Genomic DNA, 24,434 nt, shown 5'->3' on the forward strand with positions numbered 1-24,434 from the left:
TGGCCGTGGCCGAGGCCGTCTTTCCCGGCCGTGTTGTTGGCGAGAACCAATCTCCCGTGTCCCGCTATCGGCGCGGACCGATGCCGCTACGGGGCCGCTATCCGGGGCCTATCGGCGCAGGTCAGCCGCCCTTTTCCCCACCCGGACGAGACGCGGACCGCAAGGTCACGGCCTACCCGGCCGACGGGCGGCGCACACCCGGACAAGCGCTGCGTGCACGCTCGTTGACCGAAAAGTAACGGACGATATCGCTCCGGATCCTGGGAGGCCGCGCCGAAGCATCGACCACCCGGCAGGCATCCGACGGCGCGGCCGAAGGACGCGGACGCGTCGCCTGGCGTCGGGATGACCGTCGCCGAGATCTTCGGGCCGCTGGTGCTCACCGGGCCGATCGTCTGCTGGGGCGTGGGCGGCTGGATCGCGCTGGCGGTGGTGTTCGTGACCGTCTCCGCGGTGATGCGACCGGTGGTCCTGCGGGGCGGCCGCCTGCGCGACGAGGCCACGCGGCGGGAGGAGGGAGCGCGGGGCGGGGCCGAGGGTGAGGGTGAGGTTGCGGGTGAGGCGGTCGGGAGCTGAGCGGGGTACGGCCGGGCGTACCCGTTCTGCTGCGGGTGCACGGACGTGTTCCTGCGGGTGCACGGCGGACCGGGGGTGCACGACGGACCGGGGTGCACGACGGACCGGGGCGGGACCGAGTCGGGCACGGAGCGCCGAGCGGAGTCGGGCAGGGCACGCAGCGGGCGAGCGCGCCACGGAAAGGGGCCAGGTCCTGCGACCTGGCCCCTGACGCCCCGACGTGCGGCGTCGTGCCTTCGACCTGTGGTCCTGCGCACCGGCGGCCCGCACGACCGTCGGCCCGGCGACCTGCCGGGCCGACGGGTGGGCACGTCGGCGGACGGCCTGAACGGCCTCAGACGTTGAACCGGAACTCCACCACGTCCCCGTCCTGCATCACGTAGTCCTTGCCCTCCATGCGGGCCTTGCCCTTGGCGCGGGCCTCGGCGACCGAGCCGGCCTCGACCAGGTCCTCGAAGGAGATGACCTCGGCCTTGATGAAGCCCTTCTGGAAGTCGGTGTGGATCACACCGGCGGCCTCGGGGGCGGTGGCGCCCTTCTTGATGGTCCAGGCGCGGGCCTCCTTCGGGCCCGCGGTCAGGTACGTCTGCAGGCCGAGCGTGTCGAAGCCGACGCGGGCGAGGGTGGCCAGGCCGGGCTCGTGCTGGCCGACGGACTCCAGCAGCTCCAGGGCCTCCTCCTCGTCCAGCTCGGCGAGGTCGGCCTCCAGCTTGGCGTTGAGGAAGATCGCCTCGGCGGGGGCGACCAGCGCGCGCTGCTCGTTCTTGAAGTCCTCGTCGACCAGCTCCTCCTCGTCGACGTTGAAGACGTAGAGGAAGGGCTTCGTGGTCAGCAGGTGCAGGTCGTGCAGCAGCTCGGCGCGCTCGCTGCCCTGGACGATGCCGTGCGCGAAGAGCGTGTCGCCCTTCTCCAGGATCTCCTTGGCCTCCTCGACGGCCTTGACCTTCGGCGCGACGTCCTTCTTGACGCGGGACTCCTTCTGCAGGCGCGGCAGGACCTTCTCGATGGTCTGCAGGTCGGCGAGGATGAGCTCGGTGTTGATCGTCTCGATGTCGTCCTTGGGCGAGACCTTGCCGTCGACGTGGACGACGTTCTCGTCCTTGAAGGCGCGGATCACCTGGCAGATCGCGTCGGACTCACGGATGTTCGCGAGGAACTTGTTGCCCAGGCCCTCGCCCTCGCTGGCGCCGCGCACGATGCCCGCGATGTCGACGAAGTCGACGGTGGCCGGGACGATCCGCTCCGAGTTGAAGATCGAGGCGAGCTGGGCGAGCCGGCCGTCCGGGACGCCGACGACGCCGACGTTCGGCTCGATCGTGGCGAACGGGTAGTTGGCCGCCAGCACGTCGTTCTTGGTCAGGGCGTTGAACAGGGTCGACTTGCCGACGTTCGGCAGACCGACGATTCCGATCGTGAGCGACACGTTGCGAACTTCCCGTAGCTGAGGAGACTGGGGGCCTGGGCCATGCCCGGAGGCGGCCTGGCGGCCGATCCACCAGTCTACGGCGTGCCGCGCCCCGGCTTCCCGGCGGTTCGCACGCAGGACCGAGCCGGCCCGTGCGGCGTGTCAAACGGCCTATTCAACACATAAGCAGACCTAGGTTGGTCCAATGGAGCAGCCCAGGACGCGACATCAGCCGTACGGACCCCGACCTCAGCCGTACGGACCCCGACGTGACAGGACACCGGGACCGGCCTCCGCGCCGCCGCACGGAAGAGGCCGCGAGCCCCGGCCGGGCGCACCGGTCGGGGACGGCCGGGCAGGAGGACGGCGGCCGCCCGACGAGCGGCGGCCGGGCGGCTCACCTCCCCCGGCGGTGCGGGAGGGGCGGCCGGGCGGCGGCGCGGCGAGCGCCGGCGGGGCCATACACGGGCCGCGGCTGCCGCAGGTCCGGCTGACCGGGCTCGGCGCCGGACTGTTCTGCGCGGCTGTGATGAGCGCGCTGGGCGGGCTGCTCGCCCTGCTGGGCGGGGCCGGGGCCGTCTACGGCGTGCTGTATCTGCTGGTGTGCGGGGCGACCGCGCTGTGGGTGCGCCACGCCGACCTGCTGGCCGCGCCGGTCGCCGCCCCGATCGCCTTCACCGCGGGCCTGCTGCCCCTGGTCGAGGGCGACGGCTTCCTCGGCACCCTGCTGGGCGTGGTGACCGCCCTGGCCGGGCAGGCGCTCTGGCTCTACGCGGGCACCGCGCTGGCGGGTGTCACGGTCCTGCTGCGCCGGGCCGCCGCCCGGCGAGGAGCCGGGGCGCGAGGGCCGGTCCGGTGAGGGGGTCGGTGGTCACGCCGGACCAGCGGTGCGCCCGCACCGGTACGCGCCGGGCCGCCCGCCGTCGGGCGGTCAGGCGAGGTCCGCGGCCCGCATCGCCGCGCCGACGATGCCCGCGTTGTTCTGCAGCTCGGCGGGGACGATCTCGGCGCGGATGCCCTTGATGCGGGGCAGGAACTTGTGGGCCTTGCGGCTGACGCCGCCGCCGATCACGAACAGTTCGGGGCTGAAGAGCATCTCGACGTGGGCGAGGTACTTCTGCACGCGGTGCGCCCACTGCTCCCAGGACAGGTCGTGGTCGTCCCTGGCCTTGCTGGAGGCGTGCTTCTCCGCCTCCCGGTTGTCCAGCTCCAGATGGCCCAGCTCGGTGTTGGGCACCAGGGTGCCGTCGACGAACACCGCGCTGCCGATGCCCGTGCCGAACGTCAGCACGATCACCGTGCCGCGTCGGCCCCGGCCGGCTCCGAACCGCATCTCGGCGACGCCCGCGGCGTCCGCGTCGTTCACCACGGTCACCGGCAGGCCCCCGAGCCGGTCGGTGAACAGGGCGCGTGCGTCGGTGCCGATCCAGCTCTTGTCGACGTTGGCGGCGGTGCGCACCGTGGCGCCGCCGGTGACGACGCCCGGGAACGTCAGCCCGACCGGCCCGCTCCAGCCGAAGTGCTCGACGACCTGCCGGACACCGTCGGCCACCCCTTCGGGGGTCGCCGGGTGCGGGGTGAGCACCTTGTGGCGCTCCTCGGCCAGGTCTCCCCGCTCCAGGTCGACCGGGGCGCCCTTGATACCCGACCCGCCGATGTCCACACCGAAGATCTGCATGCTTCCCACGGTACGCCGGGTCACCGGCCGTCACGCCCGGTATGCCCGGATCCGCTCGGCGGCCGACGGCCGAGGCGGGGTCAGGCCTCCGCGACGCCCGCGCCGCCGCGCTCGGCGACCAGCTCGGCGGCCTCCGCGCGCAGGTCGCGGCGCAGCTCCTTGGGCAGGGAGAAGGTGATGGACTCCTCCGCCGCCTTGACGATCTCCACGTCCTCGAAGCCGCGCTCGGCCAGCCAGGCCAGCACCTGCTCGACCAGGACCTCCGGCACGGACGCGCCCGAGGTCACGCCGATGGTGGTGACGCCCTCCAGCCAGGCCTCGTCGATCTCGTCCGCGAAGTCCACCAGGTACGCCTGGCCCGCACCGGCCAGCTTGGCGACCTCGACCAGCCGCTTGGAGTTGGAGGAGTTGCGCGAGCCGACCACGATCACCAGGTCCGCCTCGGCGCCCATCTTCTTCACGGCGAGCTGGCGGTTCTGCGTGGCGTAGCAGATGTCGTCGCTGGGCGGGGAGACCAGCTGCGGGAACCGCTGCTTGAGCGCGTCGACGGTCTCCATGGTCTCGTCGACCGACAGCGTCGTCTGGGACAGCCACACCACCTTCGACGGGTCGCGCACCTCGACGTTGGCGACGTCCTCGGGGCCGTCCACCAGCTGGATGTGGTCGGGGGCCTCACCGGAGGTGCCGATGACCTCCTCGTGGCCCTCGTGCCCGATCAGGAGGATGTCGTAGTCCTCCTGGGCGAACCGGACGGCCTCCTTGTGGACCTTGGTCACCAGCGGGCAGGTGGCGTCGATGGTGGCGAGCCGGCCGCGCTTGGCCTCCTCGCGGACGGTCGGGGCCACGCCGTGCGCCGAGAACATCACGATGTTGCCCGGCGGCACCTCCTCCGTCCGCTCGACGAAGATCGCGCCCTTCTTCTCCAGGGTCTGCACGACGTACTTGTTGTGGACGATCTCGTGCCGGACGTACACCGGAGCCCCGTACTGCTCCAGGGCCTTCTCGACGGCGATCACGGCGCGGTCCACACCGGCGCAGTAGCCACGGGGGGAGGCGAGCAGGACACGGCGGCCAGACGAAGCAGTCATGGGCCCATCGTACGGCTGCCCCCGGCGCCGCAGAGATCGCCGGGGTGGTATCGGAGCGGGATCGCCGTCAGCGGTGTCGGGGCGGCGCGGCGCGGGGTGCGCGTGCGTCGCCGTGCCCGCACGGCCACGGTCCGTGCGCCGACCGGTTCCGCCCGCCCGGCGTGTGCCGCGGGCCGGACGTGTTGTCGGTGCCGGCCGCTACCCTCGCGGGCATGGCTGTCTCCACGTCCCCCGAAGCTCCGCTGCCCGTCGGCGAGGTCTCCCGGCTCATCGGCGGCTGGATCGACCGGCTCGGCGCGGTGTGGGTCGAGGGCCAGATCACGCAGCTGTCGCGGCGGCCGGGGGCGGGCGTGGTGTTCCTGACGCTGCGCGACCCGTCGTACAACATCTCCGTCTCCGTGACCTGCTATCGCGCGGTGTTCGACGCCGTGGCCGACGTGGTCGGGGAAGGTGCCCGCGTCGTCGTGCACGCCAAGCCCGAGTGGTACGCGCCGCGCGGGCAGCTGTCGCTGCGCGCCGCCGAGATCCGGCCGGTCGGGGTGGGCGAGCTGCTGGCCCGCCTGGAGCAGCTGAAGAAGGCGCTGGCCGCCGAGGGGCTGTTCGCGCCGGAGCGCAAGAAGCCGCTGCCGTTCCTGCCGCAGCTGATCGGCCTGGTGTGCGGCCGGGCCTCGGCCGCCGAGCGGGACGTGCTGGAGAACGCCCGGCACCGCTGGCCCGCCGTCCGCTTCGAGGTCCGCAACGTCGCCGTGCAGGGCGTGCACGCGGTGCCGCAGGTGATGCAGGCCGTCAAGGAGCTGGACGCGCTCGACGAGGTCGACGTGATCATCGTGGCGCGCGGCGGCGGCAGCGTGGAGGATCTGCTGCCGTTCTCCGACGAACAGCTGGTCCGCGCGGTCGCGGCCTGCCGTACGCCGGTCGTCTCCGCGATCGGGCACGAGCCGGACACCCCGCTGCTGGACTACGTCGCCGATCTGCGTGCCTCCACGCCCACCGACGCCGCCAAGAAGGTCGTGCCGGACGTGGGCGAGGAGATGGAGCGGGTCCGGCAGCTGCGCGACCGGGCCCGGCGGTGCGTGCACGCGCTGCTGGACCGGGAGGAGCGGGGGCTCGCCCACGCGCTGGCCCGGCCCTGCATGCAGGAACCGCACCGCATGATCGACGAGCGGGCCGAGCAGGTGACCGCGTTGCTGGACCGCTCCCGGCGCACCCTGCGGCATCTGCTGGACCGGGCCGACTCCGAGCTGGCGCACACCCACGCCCGGGTGGTGGCCCTCTCCCCCGCCGCGACCCTGAAGCGCGGCTACGCGGTGCTGCAGAAGGCGGACGGCCAGGTGGTGCGCGACCCGGCGGAGGTGGCGGCCGAGGAGCCGCTGCGGGCGCGGGTGGCCGAGGGCGAGTTCACGGTACGAGTCGACACACGAGGGTTGGGCGGATGACGAGCAACACACGGCCGGCGGACGAGACGCTCGGCTACGAGCAGGCGCGGGACGAGCTGATCGAGGTCGTCCGGCGGCTGGAGGCGGGCGGGACCAGCCTGGAGGAGTCCCTGGCGCTGTGGGAGCGCGGCGAGGAGCTGGCGAAGGTCTGCCGGCGGTGGCTCGAGGGCGCACGGGAGCGGCTGGATGCGGCCCTGGCCGAGGAGGCGGCCGCTCAGGGCGAGGGCGGCGAGAGCGCCGAGTAGCGGGGCGCGCGAGCGGGCCCGCCAGGGCTGCGGCGCGCTCACGGGCGTGAGGCGTGGCCCGCGCCGACGAAGGGGGCTCGCCTCCGGCTGGGGGAGGCTTCCGGGCCCGCAGCCGCCCGTGGAGCGCCTGTGAGAGCCCCCTCGCGCCCCCCTCGAGCCCCGACGGCTCCCGGGGCCTCAGGGGGACCACGGCCTCAGCGGGCCCCTTGCGGCCGTGCTCAGTCCTTCTCCATCACCAGCGCCTCGACCATCTTGGTCAGCTGGTCGAAGGAGGCCGTGCCGACGACCACGGTGGTGGAGTTCTCGTCGCCGTCCCAGACGAGGGCGTCGTAGCGGCCCCCGGTGTAGCGGGTCCAGGTGCGGCCGTCGATCTCCTGGGTCACCTTGGTGGCATGTGCGCCTTGGCTGGCGTCGTCGATGAAGTCCTTGCGCTTCTGCGTGGACTGCTCGACGGCCACGTACTGCCCCTCCGGGTCCAGGAATCCCAGGTGCCAGCGGTTGTCCTGCTCGGCCTGGTAGCGGACGGAGGTGGCCTTCCACGTGTCGGGCAGACCCTCGGGCGCGGCCACCGGGTAGGGGGCGGCGCGGCGCGCCGTGAGGAGTTCGACGCGGTAGTCCACCCGCTTGATGTCGGGAGCGCGATCGTCGTGCGGGACGAAGAGGTACACGACCCCTGCCGCGAGGACGACCACGGCCAGCGAGAGGATGATGCTGCTGACCGACTTCTGCTTGCCGTTCGAACCTGCCACGCCCTCTATGGTCGCAGGTGTCCGGAGCGCTCATCCGTGGGGTCCCCTGCTCATTTTGTCAGCTCGGGGTTACAGTCGAGGCCACACCCTCATTCCGGCCGTCGTCGTATCAGAAAGGTGCGCTCCGATGACCGAGCATCATCACTTGCCCTCCGAGCTGGAAGTTCCCGAGGAGGCTCCCGACCGCAACATCGCCCTGGAGCTCGTCCGGGTGACCGAGGCGGCGGCGATGGCCGCGGGCCGCTGGGTCGGGCGCGGCGACAAGAACGGCGCCGACGGCGCCGCGGTCCGTGCCATGCGCACCCTCGTGTCGACCGTCTCCATGAACGGAGTCGTCGTGATCGGCGAGGGCGAGAAGGACGAGGCGCCGATGCTCTTCAACGGCGAGCGCGTGGGCGACGGCACCGGCCCTGAGGTCGACATCGCGGTCGACCCGATCGACGGCACCACGCTCACCGCGAAGGGCATGCCGAACGCGATCGCCGTGCTGGCGGCGGCCGAGCGCGGCGCGATGTTCGACCCGTCGGCCGTGTTCTACATGGACAAGATCGTCACCGGCCCGGAGGCGGCGGACTTCGTCGACATCGACGCGCCGGTGTCGGTGAACATCAAGCGGGTGGCCAAGGCCAAGCGGGCCACGCCCGAGGACGTCACCGTGGTCATCCTGGACCGGCCGCGCCACGAGGGCGTGATCAGGGAGATCCGGGAGACGGGCGCGCGCATCAAGCTGATCTCGGACGGCGACGTGGCCGGCTCGATCCTGGCGTTGCGCGAGGGCACCGGGGTGGATCTGCTGCTGGGCATCGGCGGCACCCCGGAGGGCATCATCTCGGCCTGTGCCGTCAAGTGCCTGGGCGGCGTCATCCAGGGCAAGCTGTGGCCGAAGGACGACGAGGAGCGGCAGCGCGCGATCGACGCCGGGCACGACCTGGACCGGGTGCTGACCACCGACGATCTGGTGTCCGGCGAGAACGTCTTCTTCGTCGCCACCGGCATCACCGACGGCGAGCTGCTGCGCGGTGTGCGCTACCGGGCGGAGACCGCGACGACCGACTCGATCGTGATGCGCTCCAAGTCCGGCACGGTCCGCCGGATCGACTCCGAGCACCGGCTGAGCAAGCTGCGGGCGTACAGCGCGATCGACTTCGACCGCGCGAAGTAGCCCCTGCCCCGGCGGCGCCCCCGGTGCGGCGGGGGCGCCGCCGCACACCGGGTCAGCCGGCTATGCGCCCCGCGGCCGTGGCGCGCGCGGCCTTCTTCAGCTCCAGCTCGCGCCGGCGCCGCCGGGCCAGGACGACGCGGCGCTCGGCCGCGGTCAACCCGCCCCAGACGCCGTAGGGCTCGGGCTGCATCAGCGCGTGCTCGCGGCACTCCACCATCACCGGGCAGCGCGCGCAGACCCGCTTGGCCGCCTCCTCGCGCGAGAGCCGTGCGGCCGTTGGTTCCTTGGACGGGGCGAAGAAGAGGCCGGCCTCGTCGCGCCGGCACACCGCCTCGGTGTGCCAGGGCGCGTCCTGACTCCTGTTGCGCTCGGGCACCCGCTGGGCCGGAACGGCAGCTACCTGCAGGGACGAATGCGGCGTGTGCAGCACGGTCTTCTCCTGACGACGGCTTCGCGAGCGAGAGACGATGCGTCAAGGCCTACCCGCTGTGCGTGCGCCTATGCACTGGGTTCCGGACCGTACGGTTGGTCGGCCGCACTCATGGGGCGCAGGAGGTCACAGATGTTTGTGCACCTTCTCCTGGACCTTGCGCTGCACCCGGTCGAGGATGTCCGCGATGCGCTTGCCCCGCTTGGGCCGCGCCTCCACATTGCCGAGCACGGCCCAGCCGTCGACGTAGACCACGGGCGCGTCGGGCTCGGCCGAGTCCGACGTCTCCACCTCGAAGTTGCCGAGGACGCCACCGCCGGTGCCGCGCAGCGTCACGTTCTCCGGGACGCGTATCTGCACGTCGCCGAAGACGGAGACCGCTTTGATCACCACCTGCTGGTACTCGAAGAGCGCCTCGCTGAGGTCGATCTCCACGCTGCCGAAGACCGAGTAGGCATGCACCCGCTGCCCGGCACGCCAGCGTCCCCTGCGCGTGGCCGAACTGAGGACCGCGACCACGTTCTGCTCGGCCCGGACCGGGACGGGGTCGGGCCGGGGCGGCACCACGGAGTGCGCGGCACTCTGCCGGCGACCGGCGGGCAGGTCCTGGACGAACCGCTCCAGCTCGCCGACCGTCTTGGCGTTCAGCACGCCCTCGACGCGCTCGGCGTGCTCCTCGGCGGTCAGGCGCCCCTCCGCCAGGGCCTCGCGCAGGATGTCGGCGACGCGGTCACGGTCGGCGTCCGAGGCGCGCAGCTCCGCGGCGCCGGCCGGGGCCGGCACGTCCGGCCGGGACTGCCGGCCCGTCTCGCTCTGCTTCTGAAGGTCCACGCCAGCAGGGTACCCAAACGCGATAGATCGCGACTACCCCTCGGGGTGACCTGTGGACGGACGGCGCAGGCTCCCTGCGGACGGACCGCCGCACCGCCCCGCGGACGGGCGGCAGGGTGCTCTGCGGACGGACGACCGGGCAGCCTGCCGACAGGCGTCGAGGCAGCTCCCGGACGGACGGCCGGGACAGCCCGCGACCGGACGACCACGGCAGCCCGTGGACTCACGACCGAGCCCGCCCGTGAGCGCACGACGACCGAGTCGGCCCCCTGGACGAGCAACTGAGCGGGACCTCACAGGTCCGCCGGTTCCGGCAGGTTCTACGCTGTTCGGAGCCCGCCGACGGAGGCGGGCGGCCGTCCGTGTGAGCGTCGGCAGCCGTGCGTCAAGTGAGGAATGGGCCGAGATGCCTGAATTCGCGTACACCGATCTGCTCCCCCAGGGTGAGGACACCACCCCGTACCGGCTGGTGACGTCCGAGGGCGTCTCCACCGTCGAGGGGCCCGACGGGCGTACGTTCCTCAAGGTCGAGCCCGAGGCCCTGCGCAAGCTGGCCGAGGAGGCCATCCACGACATCCAGCACTACCTGCGCCCGGCCCACCTCGCGCAGCTGCGCCGCATCATCGACGACCCGGAGGCCAGCGCCAACGACAAGTTCGTCGCCCTGGACCTGCTGAAGAACGCCAACATCGCCGCGGCCGGTGTGCTGCCGATGTGCCAGGACACGGGCACCGCGATCGTCATGGGCAAGCGCGGGCAGAACGTGCTCACCGAGGGCGAGGACGAGAAGGCGCTCTCCCGCGGCATCTACGACGCCTACACCAAGCTGAACCTGCGCTACTCGCAGATGGCGCCGCTGACCATGTGGGAGGAGAAGAACACCGGTTCCAACCTCCCCGCGCAGATCGAGCTGTACGCCACCGACGGCGACGCCTACAAGTTCCTGTTCATGGCCAAGGGCGGCGGCAGCGCCAACAAGTCCTTCCTCTACCAGGAGACCAAGGCCGTCCTGAACGAGTCCTCCATGATGAAGTTCCTGGAGGAGAAGATCCGTTCGCTGGGCACGGCCGCCTGCCCGCCGTACCACCTGGCCATCGTGGTCGGCGGCACCTCCGCGGAGTTCGCGCTGAAGACCGCCAAGTACGCCTCCGCGCACTACCTGGACACCATGCCCACCGAGGGCTCCCCGCTCGGTCACGGTTTCCGTGACAAGGAGATGGAGGAGAAGGTCTTCGAGCTGACCCAGCGGATCGGCATCGGCGCGCAGTTCGGCGGCAAGTACTTCTGCCACGACGTGCGCGTCATCCGCCTGCCGCGGCACGGCGCGTCCTGCCCGGTCGCCATCGCCGTCTCCTGCTCGGCCGACCGCCAGGCCCTGGCGAAGATCACGCCCGAGGGCGTGTTCCTGGAGCAGCTGGAGACCGACCCGGCGCGCTTCCTGCCCGACACCACCGACGAGCAGCTGGACCAGGACGACGTCGTCAAGATCGACCTGAACCAGCCGATGAAGGCGATCCTCGCCGAGCTGACGAAGTACCCGGTCAAGACCCGGCTGTCGCTGACCGGCCCGCTGGTCGTGGCCCGGGACATCGCCCACGCGAAGATCAAGGAGCGGCTGGACGCGGGCGAGGAGATGCCGCAGTACCTCAAGGACCACCCGGTGTACTACGCCGGCCCGGCCAAGACCCCCGAGGGCTACGCCTCCGGTTCCTTCGGCCCGACCACGGCCGGCCGCATGGACTCCTACGTGGAGCAGTTCCAGGCGGCGGGCGGCTCGCTGGTGATGCTGGCCAAGGGCAACCGCAGCAAGCAGGTCACCGACGCGTGCGCTGCGCACGGCGGTTTCTACCTCGGCTCCATCGGCGGCCCGGCCGCCCGCCTGGCCCAGGACTGCATCAAGAAGGTCGAGGTCCTGGAGTACGAGGAGCTGGGCATGGAGGCCGTCTGGAAGATCGAGGTCGAGGACTTCCCGGCGTTCATCGTCGTCGACGACAAGGGCAACGACTTCTTCCAGGACCCGTCGCCGCAGCCGGTGTTCACCTCCATCCCGGTGCGCTCCTCCTGACCTCGGCGGCCTGGGACCGCCAGGGGAGAACCGGCACCGCCCTCGCCCGAGCGGGGGCGGTGCCGGTCCGCCTCCACGGGAACAGCGGCCGCGTCGGGGACGCTGTGACACCTGGAGGTGATCGTCGATGACCGACGAGCAGACCGGGACCGAGTACCGCACCGAGCACGACTCCATGGGCGAGGTGCGGGTGCCCGCGCACGCCAAGTGGCGGGCACAGACGCAGCGGGCCGTGGAGAACTTCCCCGTCTCCGGGCAGCGGCTGGAACGCGCCCACATCGAGGCGCTGGCCCGGATCAAGGGCGCCGCCGCGAAGGTCAACGCGCGGCTGGGCGTGCTCGAGGAGGACGTGGCCCGCGCGATCCAGGAGGCGGCCGAGGAGGTCGCCGAGGGACGCTGGGACGAGCATTTCCCCGTGGACGTGTTCCAGACCGGCTCGGGGACCTCGTCCAACATGAACGCCAACGAGGTCATCGCCACCCTGGCGAGCGAGCGGCTGGGCCGCGACGTGCACCCCAACGACCATGTCAACGCCTCCCAGTCGTCCAACGACGTCTTCCCCTCCTCGCTGCACATCGCGGCGACCGCCGCCGTCACCCGTGATCTGATCCCGGCGCTGGAGCACCTGGCCGCCGCGCTGACCCGCAAGGCCGAGGAGTTCGCGGACGTCGTCAAGTCCGGCCGCACCCATCTGATGGACGCCACGCCCGTGACGCTCGGCCAGGAGTTCGGCGGGTACGCCGCCCAGGTCCGTTACGGCGTCGAACGGCTGGCCGCGTCCCTGCCGCGCCTGGCCGAACTGCCGCTCGGCGGCACCGCGGTGGGCACCGGCATCAACACCCCGCCCGGGTTCTCCGCGGCGGTCATCGAGGAGGTGGCCCGCACCACCGGGCTGCCGCTGACCGAGGCCCGCAACCACTTCGAGGCGCAGGGCGCGCGCGACGCGATCGTGGAGACCAGCGGGCAGCTGCGCACCATCGCGGTCGGCCTGACGAAGATCGCCAACGATCTGCGCTGGATGTCCTCCGGGCCGCGCACCGGGCTCGCCGAGATCTCCCTGCCCGACCTGCAGCCCGGGTCGTCGATCATGCCGGGCAAGGTGAACCCGGTCGTCCCCGAGGCCGTGCTGATGGTGTGCGCCCAGGTGATCGGCAACGACGTCACCGTCACCACCGCGGGCGCGGCCGGCAACTTCGAGCTGAACGTGATGCTGCCGGTCATCGCCAAGAACGTGCTGGAGTCGATCCGGCTGCTGGCCAACGTCTCCCGGCTGCTCGCCGACCGCACCGTCGACGGCATCGTCGCCCACCGGGAGCGGGCCCGGGAGTACGCCGAGTCCTCGCCGTCCGTGGTCACCCCGCTCAACCGCTACATCGGCTACGAGGAGGCCGCCAAGGTCGCCAAGAAGGCCCTCGCCGAACGCAAGACGATCCGTCAGGTCGTGCTGGAGAGCGGCTATGTCGAGCGCGGCGACCTGACCCTGGAGCAGCTGGACGAGGCGCTGGACGTGCTGCGCATGACACATCCCTGACGGTTCGTCCGGTTGTCGCTCGCCGCGCCGGTGCACGGACGACGCCCCCTAAGATCTGGTCATGGCGAAGGACTCAGCGACAGGGCACGTGGCCGTGGACGGCGCGACGGGCCGCTGGGCCGCGGGAACGCAGATCCTGTGGCGGTACCGGGAGAACGGCGGCCGGCGTTTCCACATCGCGCGACCGGTGACGGTGGTGCGCGACGACGCCGAGGTGCTGGCGGTGTGGATGGCGCCGGGCACCGAGTGCGTCAGACCGGTGCTCGCCGACGGCACACCCGTGCACGACGAACCGCTGGCCTCCCGGTACACCAAGCCGCGGACGGTGCATCGCACCCGCTGGTCCGGCACGGGTGTGCTGAAGCTGGCCCAGCCCGGCCGGCCCTGGTCGGTGTGGCTGTTCTGGGAGCCGGGCTGGCGGTTCAAGAACTGGTACGTGAACCTCGAGGAACCGCTGACCCGCTGGGCGGGCGGTGTGGACTCCGAGGACTACTTCCTGGACATCGCCGTGCAGCCGGACGGCAGCTGGCAGTGGCGGGACGAGGACGAGTTCGCGCAGGCCCAGCAGGACGGGCTGATCGACGCGGAGCTGGCCGAGCGGGTGCGCGAGGCGGGCCGGTGCGCGGTGGAGGTGATCCGGGCCTGGGGGCCGCCGTTCTCCGAGGACTGGCAGCACTGGCGCCCCGACCCGGCCTGGACGGTACCGCCGCTTCCGCAGGACTGGGACCGTATACCTGAGCGGATGTCGCCCTGAGCCCCTTGATACGCCCCCGGGCAGGAAACGTAGGATCTTCCTCCGCAAGGGCGCAGGGAGGTACGGGGCAGGGCAACTCCCGAGCCACGCAGTCAGTCTGACCGATCGTCACCGAGGGGCGGCACGACGTGAGCGAGGGGTACGAGGGCATCAGGGCCGGTGCCGGACATCCGTTCTGGGGGCACGTATTCCGGGTATCGGCTCTTCGACGGGACCACCTGCGCGCCCGGCGCGCAGCCCCGGACGGATGGATGCGACACCCGTGACGGAGCAACCGACCTCGTTCGAACGCGCCCAGGCGGGCGCCGAGCCCACGGACGCCCGTGGGTCGCTGCTGGACGCTCCCGAGCCCGCGCAGACTTTACCGCTGCAACCGCGCCCCGCCGACGACGCGCCGTGCGCGCCGGCGGCGCCCCCGGCGCAGGGCGAGCCGTCGTCCGACGACGACCCGGCGTCCGCCGAGCACGCGCAGCCCGCGGTGGCCGAACCCGACCCGCACCGTCCGCGTCCGGTGCCGGAGAGCATCCCGGCCCAGCCGGATGCGGCGTCCCGGCAGGCCGCGGCCGGTGACGTCCCGGGCACGGGCGCGGACGACACGGCCTCGGGCTCCAAGGCGACGGACGGCAAGGGCGCGGACGACAAGGGCGCGGCGGAGCACGACGGTGCGCGGCCGGAGCGGCGCACCGGTCGCGGTCTGCCGGGCGGTCGTGCGCTGCCGATGCGCCGGCAGGGCGACCGGCTGCGGTTCGTGGGCGCCGCCACCCGCCGCATCGCCCGCGGCATGGACCTCGACGAGATCGTGCTGGGGCTGTGCCGGGCGACCGTGCCGACGTTCTCCGACGCGATCCTGGTCTATCTGCGCGAGCCGCTCCCGGTGGGCGACGAGCGGCCGGTGGGCCCGCTCGTGCTGCGGCTGCGCCGCACCGACCGGATCCCGGCGGAGCGCGACCCGGAGGTCGGGTTCACGCCCGCGCCGACGCCCGAGCAGCCCGCCGAGCTGTCCCAGGTCACCAACGAGCTGTGCGAGGTGGAGCCCGGCAGCGCGCTCGGCGAGGTGCTGCGCGGGGTGCGGCCGGTGTTCACCGACGCCCCGCAGGCGCATGCCGCGCTGAGCGAACTCCTCGGCCCGGACAGCGGCCTGACCCTGCCCGACGGGCAGCGCACCATCCTGGCCCCGCTGCGGGGCCGGCGCCGTGTGATCGGTGCCGCGCTGTTCCTGCGGCTGCCCGAGCGGTCGGCGTTCGAACCGGACGACCTGCTGGTCGCCGCCCAGCTCGCCACGCACAGCGCGCTCGGCATCGACAAGGCGGTGCTGTACGGGCGCGAGGCGTACATCGCGGACGAGCTGCAGCGCACCATGCTGCCGGAGACCCTGCCGCGCTGCACGGGCGTGCGGCTGGCCTCGCGCTATCTGCCGGCCGCGGAGACCGCCCGGGTCGGCGGCGACTGGTACGACGCGATCCCGCTGCCCGGCAGCCGGATCGCCCTGGTCGTCGGCGACGTCATGGGGCACTCCATGACCTCGGCGGCGATCATGGGTCAGCTGCGCACCACCGCGCAGACCCTCGCCGGACTGGACCTGCCGCCGCAGGAGGTGCTGCACCACCTGGACGAGCAGGCGCAGCGGCTGGGCACCGACCGCATGGCGACGTGCCTGTACGCGGTGTACGACCCGGTCTCGCACCGCATCACCGTCGCCAATGCCGGTCATCCGCCGCCGCTGCTGCTGCACGCGGGCGGCCGGGCCGAGGTGCTGCAGGTTCCGCCGGGTGCGCCGATCGGCGTGGGCGGGGTCGACTTCGAGGCGGTGGAGCTGGACGCGCCGGCCGGTGCCACGCTGCTGCTGTACACCGACGGCCTGGTCGAGTCCCGGCTGCGGGACGTGTGGACCGGCATCGAGCAGCTGCGGGAGAAGCTCCAGGCCACGGGCCGGCTCACCGGTCCCGACCATCCGCCGCCGCTGGAGGCGCTGTGCGACGACGTGCTGGACACGCTCGGCCCCGGTGACCGGGACGACGACATCGCGCTGCTCGCGGCCCGGTTCGACGGGATCGCGCCCAGCGACGTGGCGTACTGGGTGCTGGAGCCGGAGGACTCCGCACCCGGCCGGGCCCGCCGCCTGGCCCGGCGCGCGCTGGACCGCTGGGGGCTGGAGGAGCTCAGCGACTCGGTGGAGCTGCTGGTCAGCGAGGTCGTCACCAATGCCGTGCGGTATGCCTCGCGTCCGGTGACGCTGCGGCTGCTGCGCACCGAGGTGCTGCGCTGCGAGGTCGGCGACGACGTGCCCCAGCTGCCCCGGCTGCGTCAGGCCCGGGCCACGGACGAGGGCGGCCGCGGCCTGTACCTGGTGAACCGGCTGGCCCGGCGCTGGGGTGCGACCCGGCTGAGCACCGGCAAGGTGGTGTGGTTCGAGCTGAACCGATCGTGAACCGGTCCTGAAGAGCTGTGCACCGGCGGTGCACGGCACGACGGCGGATCACCGACGACACATCAGGGGCGCCCGGCTTTCACCGGGCGCCCCTGATGTGTCCTGTGATCCGGCGCGTGCGCGGGTCTAGCGGCTCGGTTGACGGTCCTCCAGCTGGTCCCGGTTGCCGAAGATGCCCCCGTCGCCGTCCTCGCCGTCGTCGGGCGGCTCAGAGGTCGACGGCGCCGTGCCGCTCGGGGACTGCGACGGCGTCTGGCTCGGCGCATCGGACGGCGTCTGGCTGGGCGACTCCGACGGCGGCGCGGAGGTCGTCGGCGGAGCACTGGTCGGGGTTTCGGACGGCGTCTCGCTGGGCGACTGGGTGGCCGACGGCGTCCAGCTCGGCTGCACGGCCGCGCCCTGGGTGGTGTCCAGGTCGAACGTGCTGGTCTTGTCCAGCACGCCGAAGGTGTACGCGGCCCAGATCTGCGCCGGGTAGCCGCCGCCGTTGATGCGTCCGCTGCCCGGGATCAGGCCCGTGGCGCCGGCCAGCGAGGTGTGCGCGTGGGTCTTCGCGTCCTCGCCGAACAGACCCACCGACGTCACCAGGTCGGGGGTGTAGCCGGTGAACCAGGCCGACTTGTTCTCGTCGGAGGTGCCGGTCTTGCCCGCGACCTGCTGGCCGCGGCGCAGCGGGTTGTCCCGCACCGAGGCGCGGGCGGTGCCGTCGTCGACCACCCCGGTGAGCACCGAGGTGACCGTGTCGGCGGCCTCACGGCTGATGACCTGGTCGCCGATGGGGTCCTCGATGTCCGCGGTGCGGGACCTGTTCGAGGCGGACTTCAGGATGCTCGGGGTGACCTTCTTGCCGTGGTTGTCGAGGGTGGCGTAGATCGCGGCCATCTCCAGGGGGCTGGCGCCCATGGAGCCGAGCGTCTGCGCGGGCACCGGCTGCATGCCCTCGGTGTCCATGCCGAGCTTGGCGGCGACGTCCATCACCTTCTGCATGCCGACGTCGACACCCATCTGCGCGAAGACGGAGTTGACGGACTTGTTCATCGCCGTCTGCACGGTGATGTCGCCGTAGGAGACGTCGTCCTCGTTGGGCGGGCCGAAGCCGACCTTGGTGCCGTGGTCCACGACCTGGCGGCCGCTGGTGCCGTCGTAGATCGTGTCGGCGTTGATCGGCTTGCCGTCCTGGGTGGTGGCGCCCTCGTCCAGGGCGGCGGCCAGGATGACCGGCTTGAACGTGGACGCCGGCTGGTAGTCCTTGCGGGTGGCGTTGTTGTAGTAGTGCTTGAAGTAGTCCTCGCCGCCGTAGAGGGCGACGATGCCGCCTGTCTTCGGGTCCACCGAGACCGCCGCGGCCTGGACGTCGGCGTCCACCTTCCGCTTCTCGGGGTCGAGCTTGCTGGTGAGCTGCTGCTCCACCGCCTTCTCGAGCGCGGCCTGCTTCTTCTTGTCGATGTTCAGGGTGATGGTCCAGCCCCGGCCGACGACCTCGGCCTCGGCCTCGGCCTGGGTGATGCCCTCCTGCTTCATCAGCTGGGCTTCCAGCTGCTTGTCGGCCAGGTCGATCAGGTAGCCCTTCTGGCCCTCCAGGCCGGGCGCACCCTGCGGCTCCTTCGGCACCGGGAACTTCATGGCCTGCCGCTTGGCGGCGTCCAGCCAGTGCTGCTCGACCATGTTGTCCAGCACGTAGTCCCAGCGCTGCCGCACCAGCTTCTTGCCGGTGTCGCTGGCCACCGCCCAGTCGTACTGGCTGGGCGCCTGCAGCAGCGCGGCCAGGTAGGCGCCCTGCTCGACGGTCAGGTCCTTGGCGTCGACGCGGTAGTAGGCCTGCGCGGCGGCCTGGATGCCGTAGGCGCCGCGGCCGTAGTAGCTGGTGTTGATGTAGCCGGCCAGGATGTCGTCCTTGGACATCTGCTGGTCGACCTTCAGGGAGATGACCAGCTCCTTCAGCTTGCGCGTGACGGTCTGGTCCTGGTTCAGGTAGTAGTTCTTGACGTACTGCTGGGTGATCGTCGAACCGCCCTGGGTGCCCTTGCCGGTCAGCGTGTTGAGCAGACCGCGGGCGGTGCCCTTCAGGTCGATGCCGGCGTCGTGGTAGAAGGACTTGTTCTCCGCCGCGACGAAGCAGTGCTGGACCGCTTTGGGCACCTGTTCCAGCGAGACGCTCTCACGGTTGACCTTGCCGGCACGGGCCAGGATGGTGCCGTCGCTGTACTTGTAGACGTTGCTCTCCTGCTGCGCGACCGCGTTGCCCTGCGGCACGCCGACCATCATGTAGAGCACGATGAAGGCGCCGATGCCCAGCAGGCACACGCCGAGGGCCGCGCCCAGCAGCTTTTTCCAGGTGAACAGCCGGCGTATGCCGCCCTTGCCGGTCCTGCCGCGCCGAGCGGCGCGGCGCGCCGCGGCCCGGCCCGACGCGGCGCCGCCCGTCGGCGCCCCGGACGAGCGCCGCGGCGCCGCGCGGCGGCCACCGCGCTGCCGCGCTCGTCTCTCTTCCGCTCGTCCCATTCGTCCGTTCGCTCCGCTTCCCGTCTCGTTCGCCACCGATGTACGTGGCTCAGGTCAGCTCAGAAAGCTAACACCGCCCTCTGTGACACAGGGGCGGCGAGCCCGGTCCGGACCGGCGTGACACTGCGCACCCGCTCCATGGGAACCGACGAGCCGGGAGGGTTGAAGGTTGCTGCGGCGGGAAAAAATGATATCACTTTGCTAGGTGCCGAACCCGGCACCGGACGCAGGACCGACACAGGAACGGGGGACCTTCATGTCCGCACACACCTCGTCACCGGCCCGCACGGCGCCCGACGCGCCCGAGATGCCCGAGCCCCGGATCCGGGAGTTCCCCGCCCGCAGCGTGAGCGGCGGACTGGCGCTGCTCGGCGGGCTGGTGGGCCTGCTGGCCGGGGTGGTACTGCTCGCGGCGGCCGCGAACACCATCGAGACGGGCGCGAAGGCCGGGCTGATCCTGGCCGGAGTGCTTGTGCTCGTCGCCTCCCTGATCGCGACGCGGGGGCTGAGCATGGTGGCGCCGGGCGAGGCGCGGGTCGTCCAGCTCTTCGGCCGCTACCGGGGCACGATCCGCGAGGACGGCCTGCGCTGGGTGAACCCCTTCACCTCCCGGCAGAAGATCTCCACCCGGGTGCGCAACCACGAGACACCCGTGCTGAAGGTGAACGACGCCTACGGCAACCCGATCGAGCTGGCCGCGGTCGTCGTCTGGCGGGTCCAGGACACCGCGCAGGCGACCTTCGAGGTGGACAACTACCAGGAGTTCGTGGCCACCCAGACCGAGGCCGCCGTCCGCCACATCGCCATCGAGTACCCCTACGACGCCCACGACACCGACGAGCTGTCGCTGCGCGGCAACGCCGAGGAGATCACCGAGAAGCTCGCCGCCGAGCTGCACGCCCGCGTGGAGGCGGCCGGCGTGCAGATCATCGAGTCCCGCTTCACGCACCTCGCCTACGCTCCGGAGATCGCCTCCGCGATGCTCCAGCGGCAGCAGGCCGGCGCGGTCGTCGCCGCCCGCCGTCAGATCGTGGACGGTGCGGTCGGCATGGTCGAGGCGGCCCTCGCCCGCATCGCCGAGGAGGACATCGTGGAACTGGACGAGGAACGGAAGGCGGCGATGGTGTCCAACCTGATGGTGGTGCTGTGCGGTGACCGGGCACCCCAGCCCATCGTGAACACCGGGACGCTCTACCAGTGAGCGAGGAGGCACCCGCCCCCCGGCGCCGGCCGCAGCAGCGCAAGCAGGTCCTGCTGCGGCTGGACCCCTCGGTGTACGAGGCGCTGGCCCGCTGGGCCTCGGACGAGCTGCGCTCGGCGAACGCGCAGATCGAGTTCCTGCTGCGTCGCGCCCTCGCGGACGCCGGCCGGCTGCCCCGCGAGGCCGGCCCGCTCCCCCGCCGCGGCCGCCCGCCCCGCAGCCCCCGGTGACGACACCGGCGGTGATCCGACCGCCGCCGGCCCAATCACCCGGCCCGCCGATCCGCCCGTCCGGCCGATCCGATCAGCCGCTCGATGCGAACGGCCGGCCGATCCGCCCGTCCCATCCCTCACCCGGCCGCCGACCGGGCCGCCACTCAGTGCGTTCAGCCCCGTCTCCGGCTCACCCCGCGCCGCTCCCGACGCGCCCACGGAACACCCCCTGCGCCCCGTTCCGTCACACGGCACGCCCGCCGCACTCCCCCGCCCGGCCACCGCCGGCGTCAGGCCGCCACCCCGCCCCGGCCGGTCCGCCCGGCCGCACGACCTCCCCGAGACACCGGCTTCTCGGACTCCCCACCCCCGCTATACACACCGCGTATACACGCGCCGCACACCCCCGCGCAGATCCTCACCGGCACCCTCCCCGGACACGCTCCACACGCAGCGCCCCCACACGGTGAAGACCCGTCTCCGCCACTGTGCACCCCGTCTATACACACGACGTATACACGGGGTGTAGAGTGCAGGGCATGTCCATCGGTCACATCGGTCACACCCTGCTCGGGCTCCTGGAGTCCGGCCCCCGCCACGGTTACGACCTCAAGCGGGCCTTCGACGAGAAGTTCGGCCACGACCGGCCGCTGCACTACGGCCAGGTCTACTCGACGATGTCGCGGCTGCTGAAGAACGGTCTCGTCGAGGTCGACGGCATAGAGGCCGGCGGAGGCCCCGAACGCAAGCGCTACGCCATCACCGACGCCGGCATCACCGACGTCGACCGGTGGCTGGCCACCCCCGAGAAGCCCGAGCCCTATCTGCAGTCGACCCTGTACACCAAGGTCGTCCTCGCCCTGCTCACCGGCCGGAACGCGGCCGACATCCTGGACACCCAGCGGGCCGAGCACCTGCGCAGCATGCGGATCCTGACCGACCGCAAGCGGAAGGGCGACCTGGCGGACCAGCTGATCTGCGACCACGCTCTGTTCCACCTGGAGGCGGACCTGCGCTGGCTGGAGCTGACCGCCGCCCGTCTGGAGAAGCTCCGTGAGGAGGTGGCCCGGTGACTCCTCCTCCCGGTTCCCTGCTGGCCGCCCAGGACCTGCACAAGACCTACGGCGCCACCAAGGCGCTGGACGGCGCCGAGTTCTCCATCCACCCCGGCGAGATCGTCGCGGTGATGGGCCCCTCCGGCTCGGGCAAGTCCACCCTGCTGCACTGCCTGGCCGGGATCGTCGTCCCGGACTCCGGCTCCATCACCTACGACGGCCGTGAGCTGGCCACGATGAGCGACGCCCAGCGCAGCGCGCTGCGGCGCAACGAGTTCGGGTTCGTCTTCCAGTTCGGCCAGCTGGTGCCCGAGCTGACCTGCGTGGAGAACGTCGCCCTGCCGCTGCGGCTGAGCGGCACCTCGCGCAAGGAGGCCGAGCGGGCCGCGCTCGGCTGGATGGAGCGGCTGGAGGTCGCCGACGTGGCCGGGCACCGGCCCGGTGAGGTCTCCGGCGGTCAGGGCCAGCGCGTGGCCGTGGCCCGCGCCCTGGTCACCCGGCCCCGGGTGATCTTCGCCGACGAGCCGACCGGCGCCCTGGACTCCCTGAACGGCGAACGGGTCATGGAGCTGTTCACCGACGCCGCCCGGTCCACCAACGCCGCCGTCGTCCTGGTCACGCACGAGGCGCGGGTGGCCGCGTACTCCGACCGCGAGATCGTCGTGCGCGACGGCAAGTCCCGCGACATGGAGCGAGCCGTATGAGTGCGGGTACGAGCGTCCGCTCGTGGGCGCGCGATCTGACGCTGGGCGTCAGGTTCGCCGTCACCGGGGGACGCGAGGGATGGGTGCGGCTGGTGCTGACGGCCGTCGGTGTCGGGCTCGGCGTGGCGCTGCTGCTGCTGACCACCGCCCTGCCGAACGCGCTCGCGGAGCGCCACCGACGCGAGGCGGCGCGGCTCGACCACACCTACAGCGAGCACATCCAGCCCAAGGCGGACAACACCCTGCTGATCGCGGACGTCGACAGCACGTTCCGCGACAAGAACGTGCTGGGCCGCCTGGTGGAGCCCGAGGGGCCGGACGCCCCGCTGGCCCCGGGCGTGACCCGGTATCCGGGCCCGGGCGAGATGGTGGTCTCGCCGGCGCTGAAGCGGCTGCTCGAATCCGACGACGCCGAGCTGCTGCGCGAGCGGCTGCCGTACCGGGTGGTGGGCACGATCGGCGAGCAGGGACTCATCGGCTCGAAGGAGCTGGCGTACTACGCCGGTGCGCGCGGTCTGGAAGCGCACATCGACGGCTGGCGGGTCGCGCGGATCACCGAGTTCGGGCCAAAGGAGCAGACCGAGGAGACCTGGGACCCGGTCCTGCTGCTGCTGGTGCTGGTCATGTTCGTGGTGCTGCTGACGCCGGTGGTGGTGTTCATCGCCACGGCCGTGCGGTTCGGCGGCGAACGCCGCGACCGCAGGCTGGCGGCGCTGCGGCTGGTGGGCGCCGACCGCCACATGACGCGCCGTATCGCGGCGGGCGAGGCTCTGGCGGGCTCGCTGCTCGGTCTGGTGGCCGGTGCGCTGTTGTTCCTGGTGGGCCGTCAGGTCGCGGGTGGAGTGGAAGTCGCGGACGTCAGCGTCTTCCCCGACTACCTCGACCCGTCGCCCGGGCTGGTCGCGCTGGTCGCCGTGGCGGTCCCGGTCACGTCGGTGCTGGTGACCCTGATGGCGATGCGCGGAGTGGTCATCGAGCCGCTCGGTGTGGTGCGCACCACCAAGCCCGCGCGGCGTCGGCTGTGGTGGCGGCTGCTGATGCCGGTGGTCGGTCTGGCGCTGCTGCTGCCGATGGTCGGTCAGGGACGTGACCACGGGGGCTTCAACCGGGTCATGGTGATCGGCGGTGTGCTGCTGCTCCTGATCGGGGTGACCGCGCTGCTGCCGTGGGTGGTGGAGACGGTCGTCGCCCGGCTCGGCAGGGGCCCGGTGTCCTGGCAGCTGGCGGTGCGGCGCCTCCAGCTGAGCAGTGGTTCGGCGGCCCGTATGGTCAACGGCATCGCGGTCGCGGTGGCCGGTGCGATCGCTCTGCAGATGCTCTTCTCGGGGGTGCAGGGCGACTACCGTCAGGCCACCGGGAAGGACCTGGATCTGGCCCAGATGCGAGTCCGTGTGTCGGGGGACGTGCCGCTGCAGAAGGCCACCGCGGAGTTCGACGCGACGCGCGGTGTGGACAAGGTGCTGGCGTTCGGCCAGACCGTCGTCGCCGACACCCACTGGAAGGACAACGGCGACCCCGACCACAGCGCCGACCTGACCGTCGGCACCTGCGCGGCGCTGCGCGAGGTGGCGAAGCTGCCGAGCTGCCACGACGGCGATGTGTTCGTCGCGACCGGCGGCCACTGGGACACCGATCCCGCACAGCTCGTCGTGCCGGGCCGCCGGCTGTACGTGCGCGACGCCAACTTCTCCCTGGTCACCCGCGAGGTGGCCTGGACGGTGCCGCAGGGCCTGAAGAAGGCTGTCGCCATCAAGGCTCCGGACGGCTGGGAGCACGCCGGAGTGCTGATCACTCCGGGCGCGCTGCCGAAGGTCCTCGACGGGGTGACCGTCGGCCAGGTCTTCCTGTCGGTCGACGAGTCCGTGCCGGACTCGTTCGACCGGGTCCGCACCACGGCCGCGCGCCTGGACCGGTTCTCCGTCGCCGAGGTGTGGCGAAGCCACCAGGAGTCCCGTGAGTTCCATGCGATCCGCACCGGACTGCTCGTGGGTGCCGTCTGTGTGCTGGTGCTGATCGGCGCGAGCCTGCTGGTGTCGCAGCTGGAGCAGCTGCGCGAGCGGCGCAAGCTGCTGTCGACGCTGGTGGCGTTCGGCACCCGCCGCAGCACGCTGAGCCTGTCGGTGCTGTGGCAGACGGCGGTTCCCATCGCACTGGGCCTGCTGCTGGCGATGGCGGTGGGTCTGGGGCTGGGCGTGGTGCTGCTGAAGATGACGGCCACGCCGGTGCACGTGGACTGGGCGAGTGCGCTGACGATGACCGGCATCGGCGCGAGCGTCGTCGTCGCGGTCACGCTGCTGAGCCTGCCGCCGCTGCTGCGGTTGATGCGGCCGGACGGACTGCGCACCGAGTGACACGCACCCGCGCGCGGCGAGGGGCCCCGTT

At 72.0% G+C, this 24,434-nt stretch carries 21 protein-coding genes; 14 read left to right on the plus strand and 7 right to left on the minus strand.

The genetic code is table 11. The features are described from left to right. Nucleotides 1–345: 345 nt before the first annotated feature. A complete protein-coding gene (locus OG899_RS08920; protein WP_125496579.1) occupies nt 346–576 on the plus strand; it encodes a hypothetical protein in 231 nt (76 codons plus the stop codon). 334 nt (nt 577–910) lie between these two features. On the opposite strand, the gene ychF is transcribed toward OG899_RS08920, so the two are convergent. Next, entirely contained in the window at nt 911–1,999 is a 1,089-nt protein-coding gene (gene ychF / locus OG899_RS08925) for a redox-regulated ATPase YchF (protein ID WP_125496578.1), read from the minus strand. A 394-nt stretch (nt 2,000–2,393) separates the two neighbouring features. Here ychF and OG899_RS08930 point away from each other — a divergent pair, with 394 nt between their 5' ends. Next, nucleotides 2,394–2,840, plus strand: a complete 447-nt coding sequence (locus tag OG899_RS08930; protein WP_125496577.1) for a DUF6542 domain-containing protein — start codon at nt 2,394–2,396, stop codon at nt 2,838–2,840. 72 nt (nt 2,841–2,912) lie between these two features. Here OG899_RS08930 and ppgK read toward each other — a convergent pair whose 3' ends face one another. Continuing rightward, nucleotides 2,913–3,659, minus strand: coding sequence for a polyphosphate--glucose phosphotransferase (ppgK, locus tag OG899_RS08935; protein ID WP_125496576.1), 747 nt, complete (start codon nt 3,657–3,659; stop codon nt 2,913–2,915). Between the two features lie 80 nt (nt 3,660–3,739). Next, the gene (locus OG899_RS08940) at nt 3,740–4,747 is read right to left on the minus strand and encodes a 4-hydroxy-3-methylbut-2-enyl diphosphate reductase (protein WP_168131864.1); all 1,008 of its coding nucleotides are present in this window, start codon (nt 4,745–4,747) and stop codon (nt 3,740–3,742) included. 212 nt (nt 4,748–4,959) lie between these two features. Here OG899_RS08940 and xseA point away from each other — a divergent pair, with 212 nt between their 5' ends. Together xseA and OG899_RS08950 are read left to right on the plus strand one after the other, a co-directional pair. After that, on the plus strand, nt 4,960–6,183 hold the full coding sequence (gene xseA / locus OG899_RS08945) for an exodeoxyribonuclease VII large subunit (RefSeq protein WP_189428205.1): 1,224 nt from the start codon (nt 4,960–4,962) through the stop codon (nt 6,181–6,183). Beyond that, nucleotides 6,180–6,428 carry an exodeoxyribonuclease VII small subunit gene (locus OG899_RS08950; RefSeq protein ID WP_125496573.1) on the plus strand — a complete coding sequence of 83 codons (249 nt, stop codon included), beginning with the start codon at nt 6,180–6,182 and terminating at the stop codon, nt 6,426–6,428. Before xseA ends, OG899_RS08950 begins: the two co-directional genes overlap by 4 nt. Nucleotides 6,429–6,646: 218 nt before the next feature. Here the strand turns inward: OG899_RS08950 and OG899_RS08955 are convergent, their stop codons facing one another. After that, nucleotides 6,647–7,177 (minus strand): DUF4245 domain-containing protein, encoded by a 531-nt coding sequence (locus tag OG899_RS08955; protein WP_125496572.1) that lies wholly within the window; start codon nt 7,175–7,177, stop codon nt 6,647–6,649. 127 nt (nt 7,178–7,304) lie between these two features. Here OG899_RS08955 and glpX point away from each other — a divergent pair, with 127 nt between their 5' ends. Then, entirely contained in the window at nt 7,305–8,339 is a 1,035-nt protein-coding gene (gene glpX / locus OG899_RS08960; RefSeq protein ID WP_125496571.1) for a class II fructose-bisphosphatase, read from the plus strand. Between the two features lie 52 nt (nt 8,340–8,391). On the opposite strand, the gene OG899_RS08965 is transcribed toward glpX, so the two are convergent. Both OG899_RS08965 and OG899_RS08970 read right to left on the minus strand, forming a co-directional pair. Then, nucleotides 8,392–8,769: a WhiB family transcriptional regulator gene (locus tag OG899_RS08965; RefSeq protein ID WP_125496570.1), complete on the minus strand. Its 378-nt coding sequence runs from the start codon at nt 8,767–8,769 to the stop codon at nt 8,392–8,394. Between the two features lie 126 nt (nt 8,770–8,895). After that, nucleotides 8,896–9,600 (minus strand): DUF1707 domain-containing protein, encoded by a 705-nt coding sequence (locus tag OG899_RS08970; RefSeq protein ID WP_125496569.1) that lies wholly within the window; start codon nt 9,598–9,600, stop codon nt 8,896–8,898. 406 nt (nt 9,601–10,006) lie between these two features. On the opposite strand from OG899_RS08970, the gene OG899_RS08975 reads away from it, so the two are divergent. From OG899_RS08975 to OG899_RS08990, 4 genes are all read left to right on the plus strand, one after another. Next, nucleotides 10,007–11,665, plus strand: coding sequence for a fumarate hydratase (locus OG899_RS08975; RefSeq protein WP_125496568.1), 1,659 nt, complete (start codon nt 10,007–10,009; stop codon nt 11,663–11,665). Nucleotides 11,666–11,792: 127 nt separating this feature from the next. Then, nucleotides 11,793–13,196, plus strand: a complete 1,404-nt coding sequence (locus tag OG899_RS08980; protein ID WP_125496567.1) for an aspartate ammonia-lyase — start codon at nt 11,793–11,795, stop codon at nt 13,194–13,196. 61 nt (nt 13,197–13,257) lie between these two features. Further along, complete coding sequence (locus OG899_RS08985) at nt 13,258–13,950, plus strand: DUF402 domain-containing protein (RefSeq protein WP_125496566.1); 693 nt, start codon at nt 13,258–13,260, stop codon at nt 13,948–13,950. 247 nt (nt 13,951–14,197) lie between these two features. After that, complete coding sequence (locus OG899_RS08990; protein ID WP_206345638.1) at nt 14,198–16,378, plus strand: SpoIIE family protein phosphatase; 2,181 nt, start codon at nt 14,198–14,200, stop codon at nt 16,376–16,378. Between the two features lie 126 nt (nt 16,379–16,504). Here OG899_RS08990 and OG899_RS08995 read toward each other — a convergent pair whose 3' ends face one another. Next, complete coding sequence (locus OG899_RS08995) at nt 16,505–18,880, minus strand: transglycosylase domain-containing protein (protein ID WP_125496564.1); 2,376 nt, start codon at nt 18,878–18,880, stop codon at nt 16,505–16,507. 256 nt (nt 18,881–19,136) lie between these two features. Between OG899_RS08995 and OG899_RS09000 the strand changes: the two genes are divergently transcribed. The 5 genes from OG899_RS09000 (at nt 19,137) to OG899_RS09020 (ending at nt 24,403) form a co-directional block, all read left to right on the plus strand. Then, entirely contained in the window at nt 19,137–20,081 is a 945-nt protein-coding gene (locus tag OG899_RS09000; protein ID WP_125496563.1) for an SPFH domain-containing protein, read from the plus strand. Next, nucleotides 20,078–20,311 carry a hypothetical protein gene (locus OG899_RS09005; protein ID WP_168131868.1) on the plus strand — a complete coding sequence of 78 codons (234 nt, stop codon included), beginning with the start codon at nt 20,078–20,080 and terminating at the stop codon, nt 20,309–20,311. The genes OG899_RS09000 and OG899_RS09005 overlap by 4 nt, the downstream gene beginning before the upstream one ends. A 521-nt stretch (nt 20,312–20,832) precedes the next feature. Beyond that, nucleotides 20,833–21,366 carry a PadR family transcriptional regulator gene (locus OG899_RS09010; RefSeq protein ID WP_125500590.1) on the plus strand — a complete coding sequence of 178 codons (534 nt, stop codon included), beginning with the start codon at nt 20,833–20,835 and terminating at the stop codon, nt 21,364–21,366. After that, a complete protein-coding gene (locus OG899_RS09015) occupies nt 21,363–22,052 on the plus strand; it encodes an ABC transporter ATP-binding protein (RefSeq protein WP_125500589.1) in 690 nt (229 codons plus the stop codon). The genes OG899_RS09010 and OG899_RS09015 overlap by 4 nt, the downstream gene beginning before the upstream one ends. Next, on the plus strand, nt 22,049–24,403 hold the full coding sequence (locus OG899_RS09020; protein ID WP_125500588.1) for an ABC transporter permease: 2,355 nt from the start codon (nt 22,049–22,051) through the stop codon (nt 24,401–24,403). The genes OG899_RS09015 and OG899_RS09020 overlap by 4 nt, the downstream gene beginning before the upstream one ends. Nucleotides 24,404–24,434 lie beyond the last annotated feature (31 nt).

This window comes from Streptomyces thermoviolaceus (genome assembly GCF_045209695.1).
In the GTDB taxonomy this organism is placed as follows: domain Bacteria; phylum Actinomycetota; class Actinomycetes; order Streptomycetales; family Streptomycetaceae; genus Streptomyces; species Streptomyces thermoviolaceus.

Coding starts and splice junctions, on each gene's coding strand:
- OG899_RS08920 (WP_125496579.1), top strand. CDS start 346: ATGACCGTCGCCGAGATCTTCGGGCCGCTGGTGCTCACCGGGCCGATC.
- ppgK (WP_125496576.1), bottom strand. CDS start 3,659: ATGCAGATCTTCGGTGTGGACATCGGCGGGTCGGGTATCAAGGGCGCC.
- OG899_RS08940 (WP_168131864.1), bottom strand. CDS start 4,747: ATGACTGCTTCGTCTGGCCGCCGTGTCCTGCTCGCCTCCCCCCGTGGC.
- xseA (WP_189428205.1), top strand. CDS start 4,960: ATGGCTGTCTCCACGTCCCCCGAAGCTCCGCTGCCCGTCGGCGAGGTC.
- OG899_RS08950 (WP_125496573.1), top strand. CDS start 6,180: ATGACGAGCAACACACGGCCGGCGGACGAGACGCTCGGCTACGAGCAG.
- glpX (WP_125496571.1), top strand. CDS start 7,305: ATGACCGAGCATCATCACTTGCCCTCCGAGCTGGAAGTTCCCGAGGAG.
- OG899_RS08975 (WP_125496568.1), top strand. CDS start 10,007: ATGCCTGAATTCGCGTACACCGATCTGCTCCCCCAGGGTGAGGACACC.
- OG899_RS08980 (WP_125496567.1), top strand. CDS start 11,793: ATGACCGACGAGCAGACCGGGACCGAGTACCGCACCGAGCACGACTCC.
- OG899_RS08985 (WP_125496566.1), top strand. CDS start 13,258: ATGGCGAAGGACTCAGCGACAGGGCACGTGGCCGTGGACGGCGCGACG.
- OG899_RS08990 (WP_206345638.1), top strand. CDS start 14,198: ATGGATGCGACACCCGTGACGGAGCAACCGACCTCGTTCGAACGCGCC.
- OG899_RS08995 (WP_125496564.1), bottom strand. CDS start 18,880: ATGGGACGAGCGGAAGAGAGACGAGCGCGGCAGCGCGGTGGCCGCCGC.
- OG899_RS09000 (WP_125496563.1), top strand. CDS start 19,137: ATGTCCGCACACACCTCGTCACCGGCCCGCACGGCGCCCGACGCGCCC.
- OG899_RS09010 (WP_125500590.1), top strand. CDS start 20,833: ATGTCCATCGGTCACATCGGTCACACCCTGCTCGGGCTCCTGGAGTCC.
- OG899_RS09020 (WP_125500588.1), top strand. CDS start 22,049: ATGAGTGCGGGTACGAGCGTCCGCTCGTGGGCGCGCGATCTGACGCTG.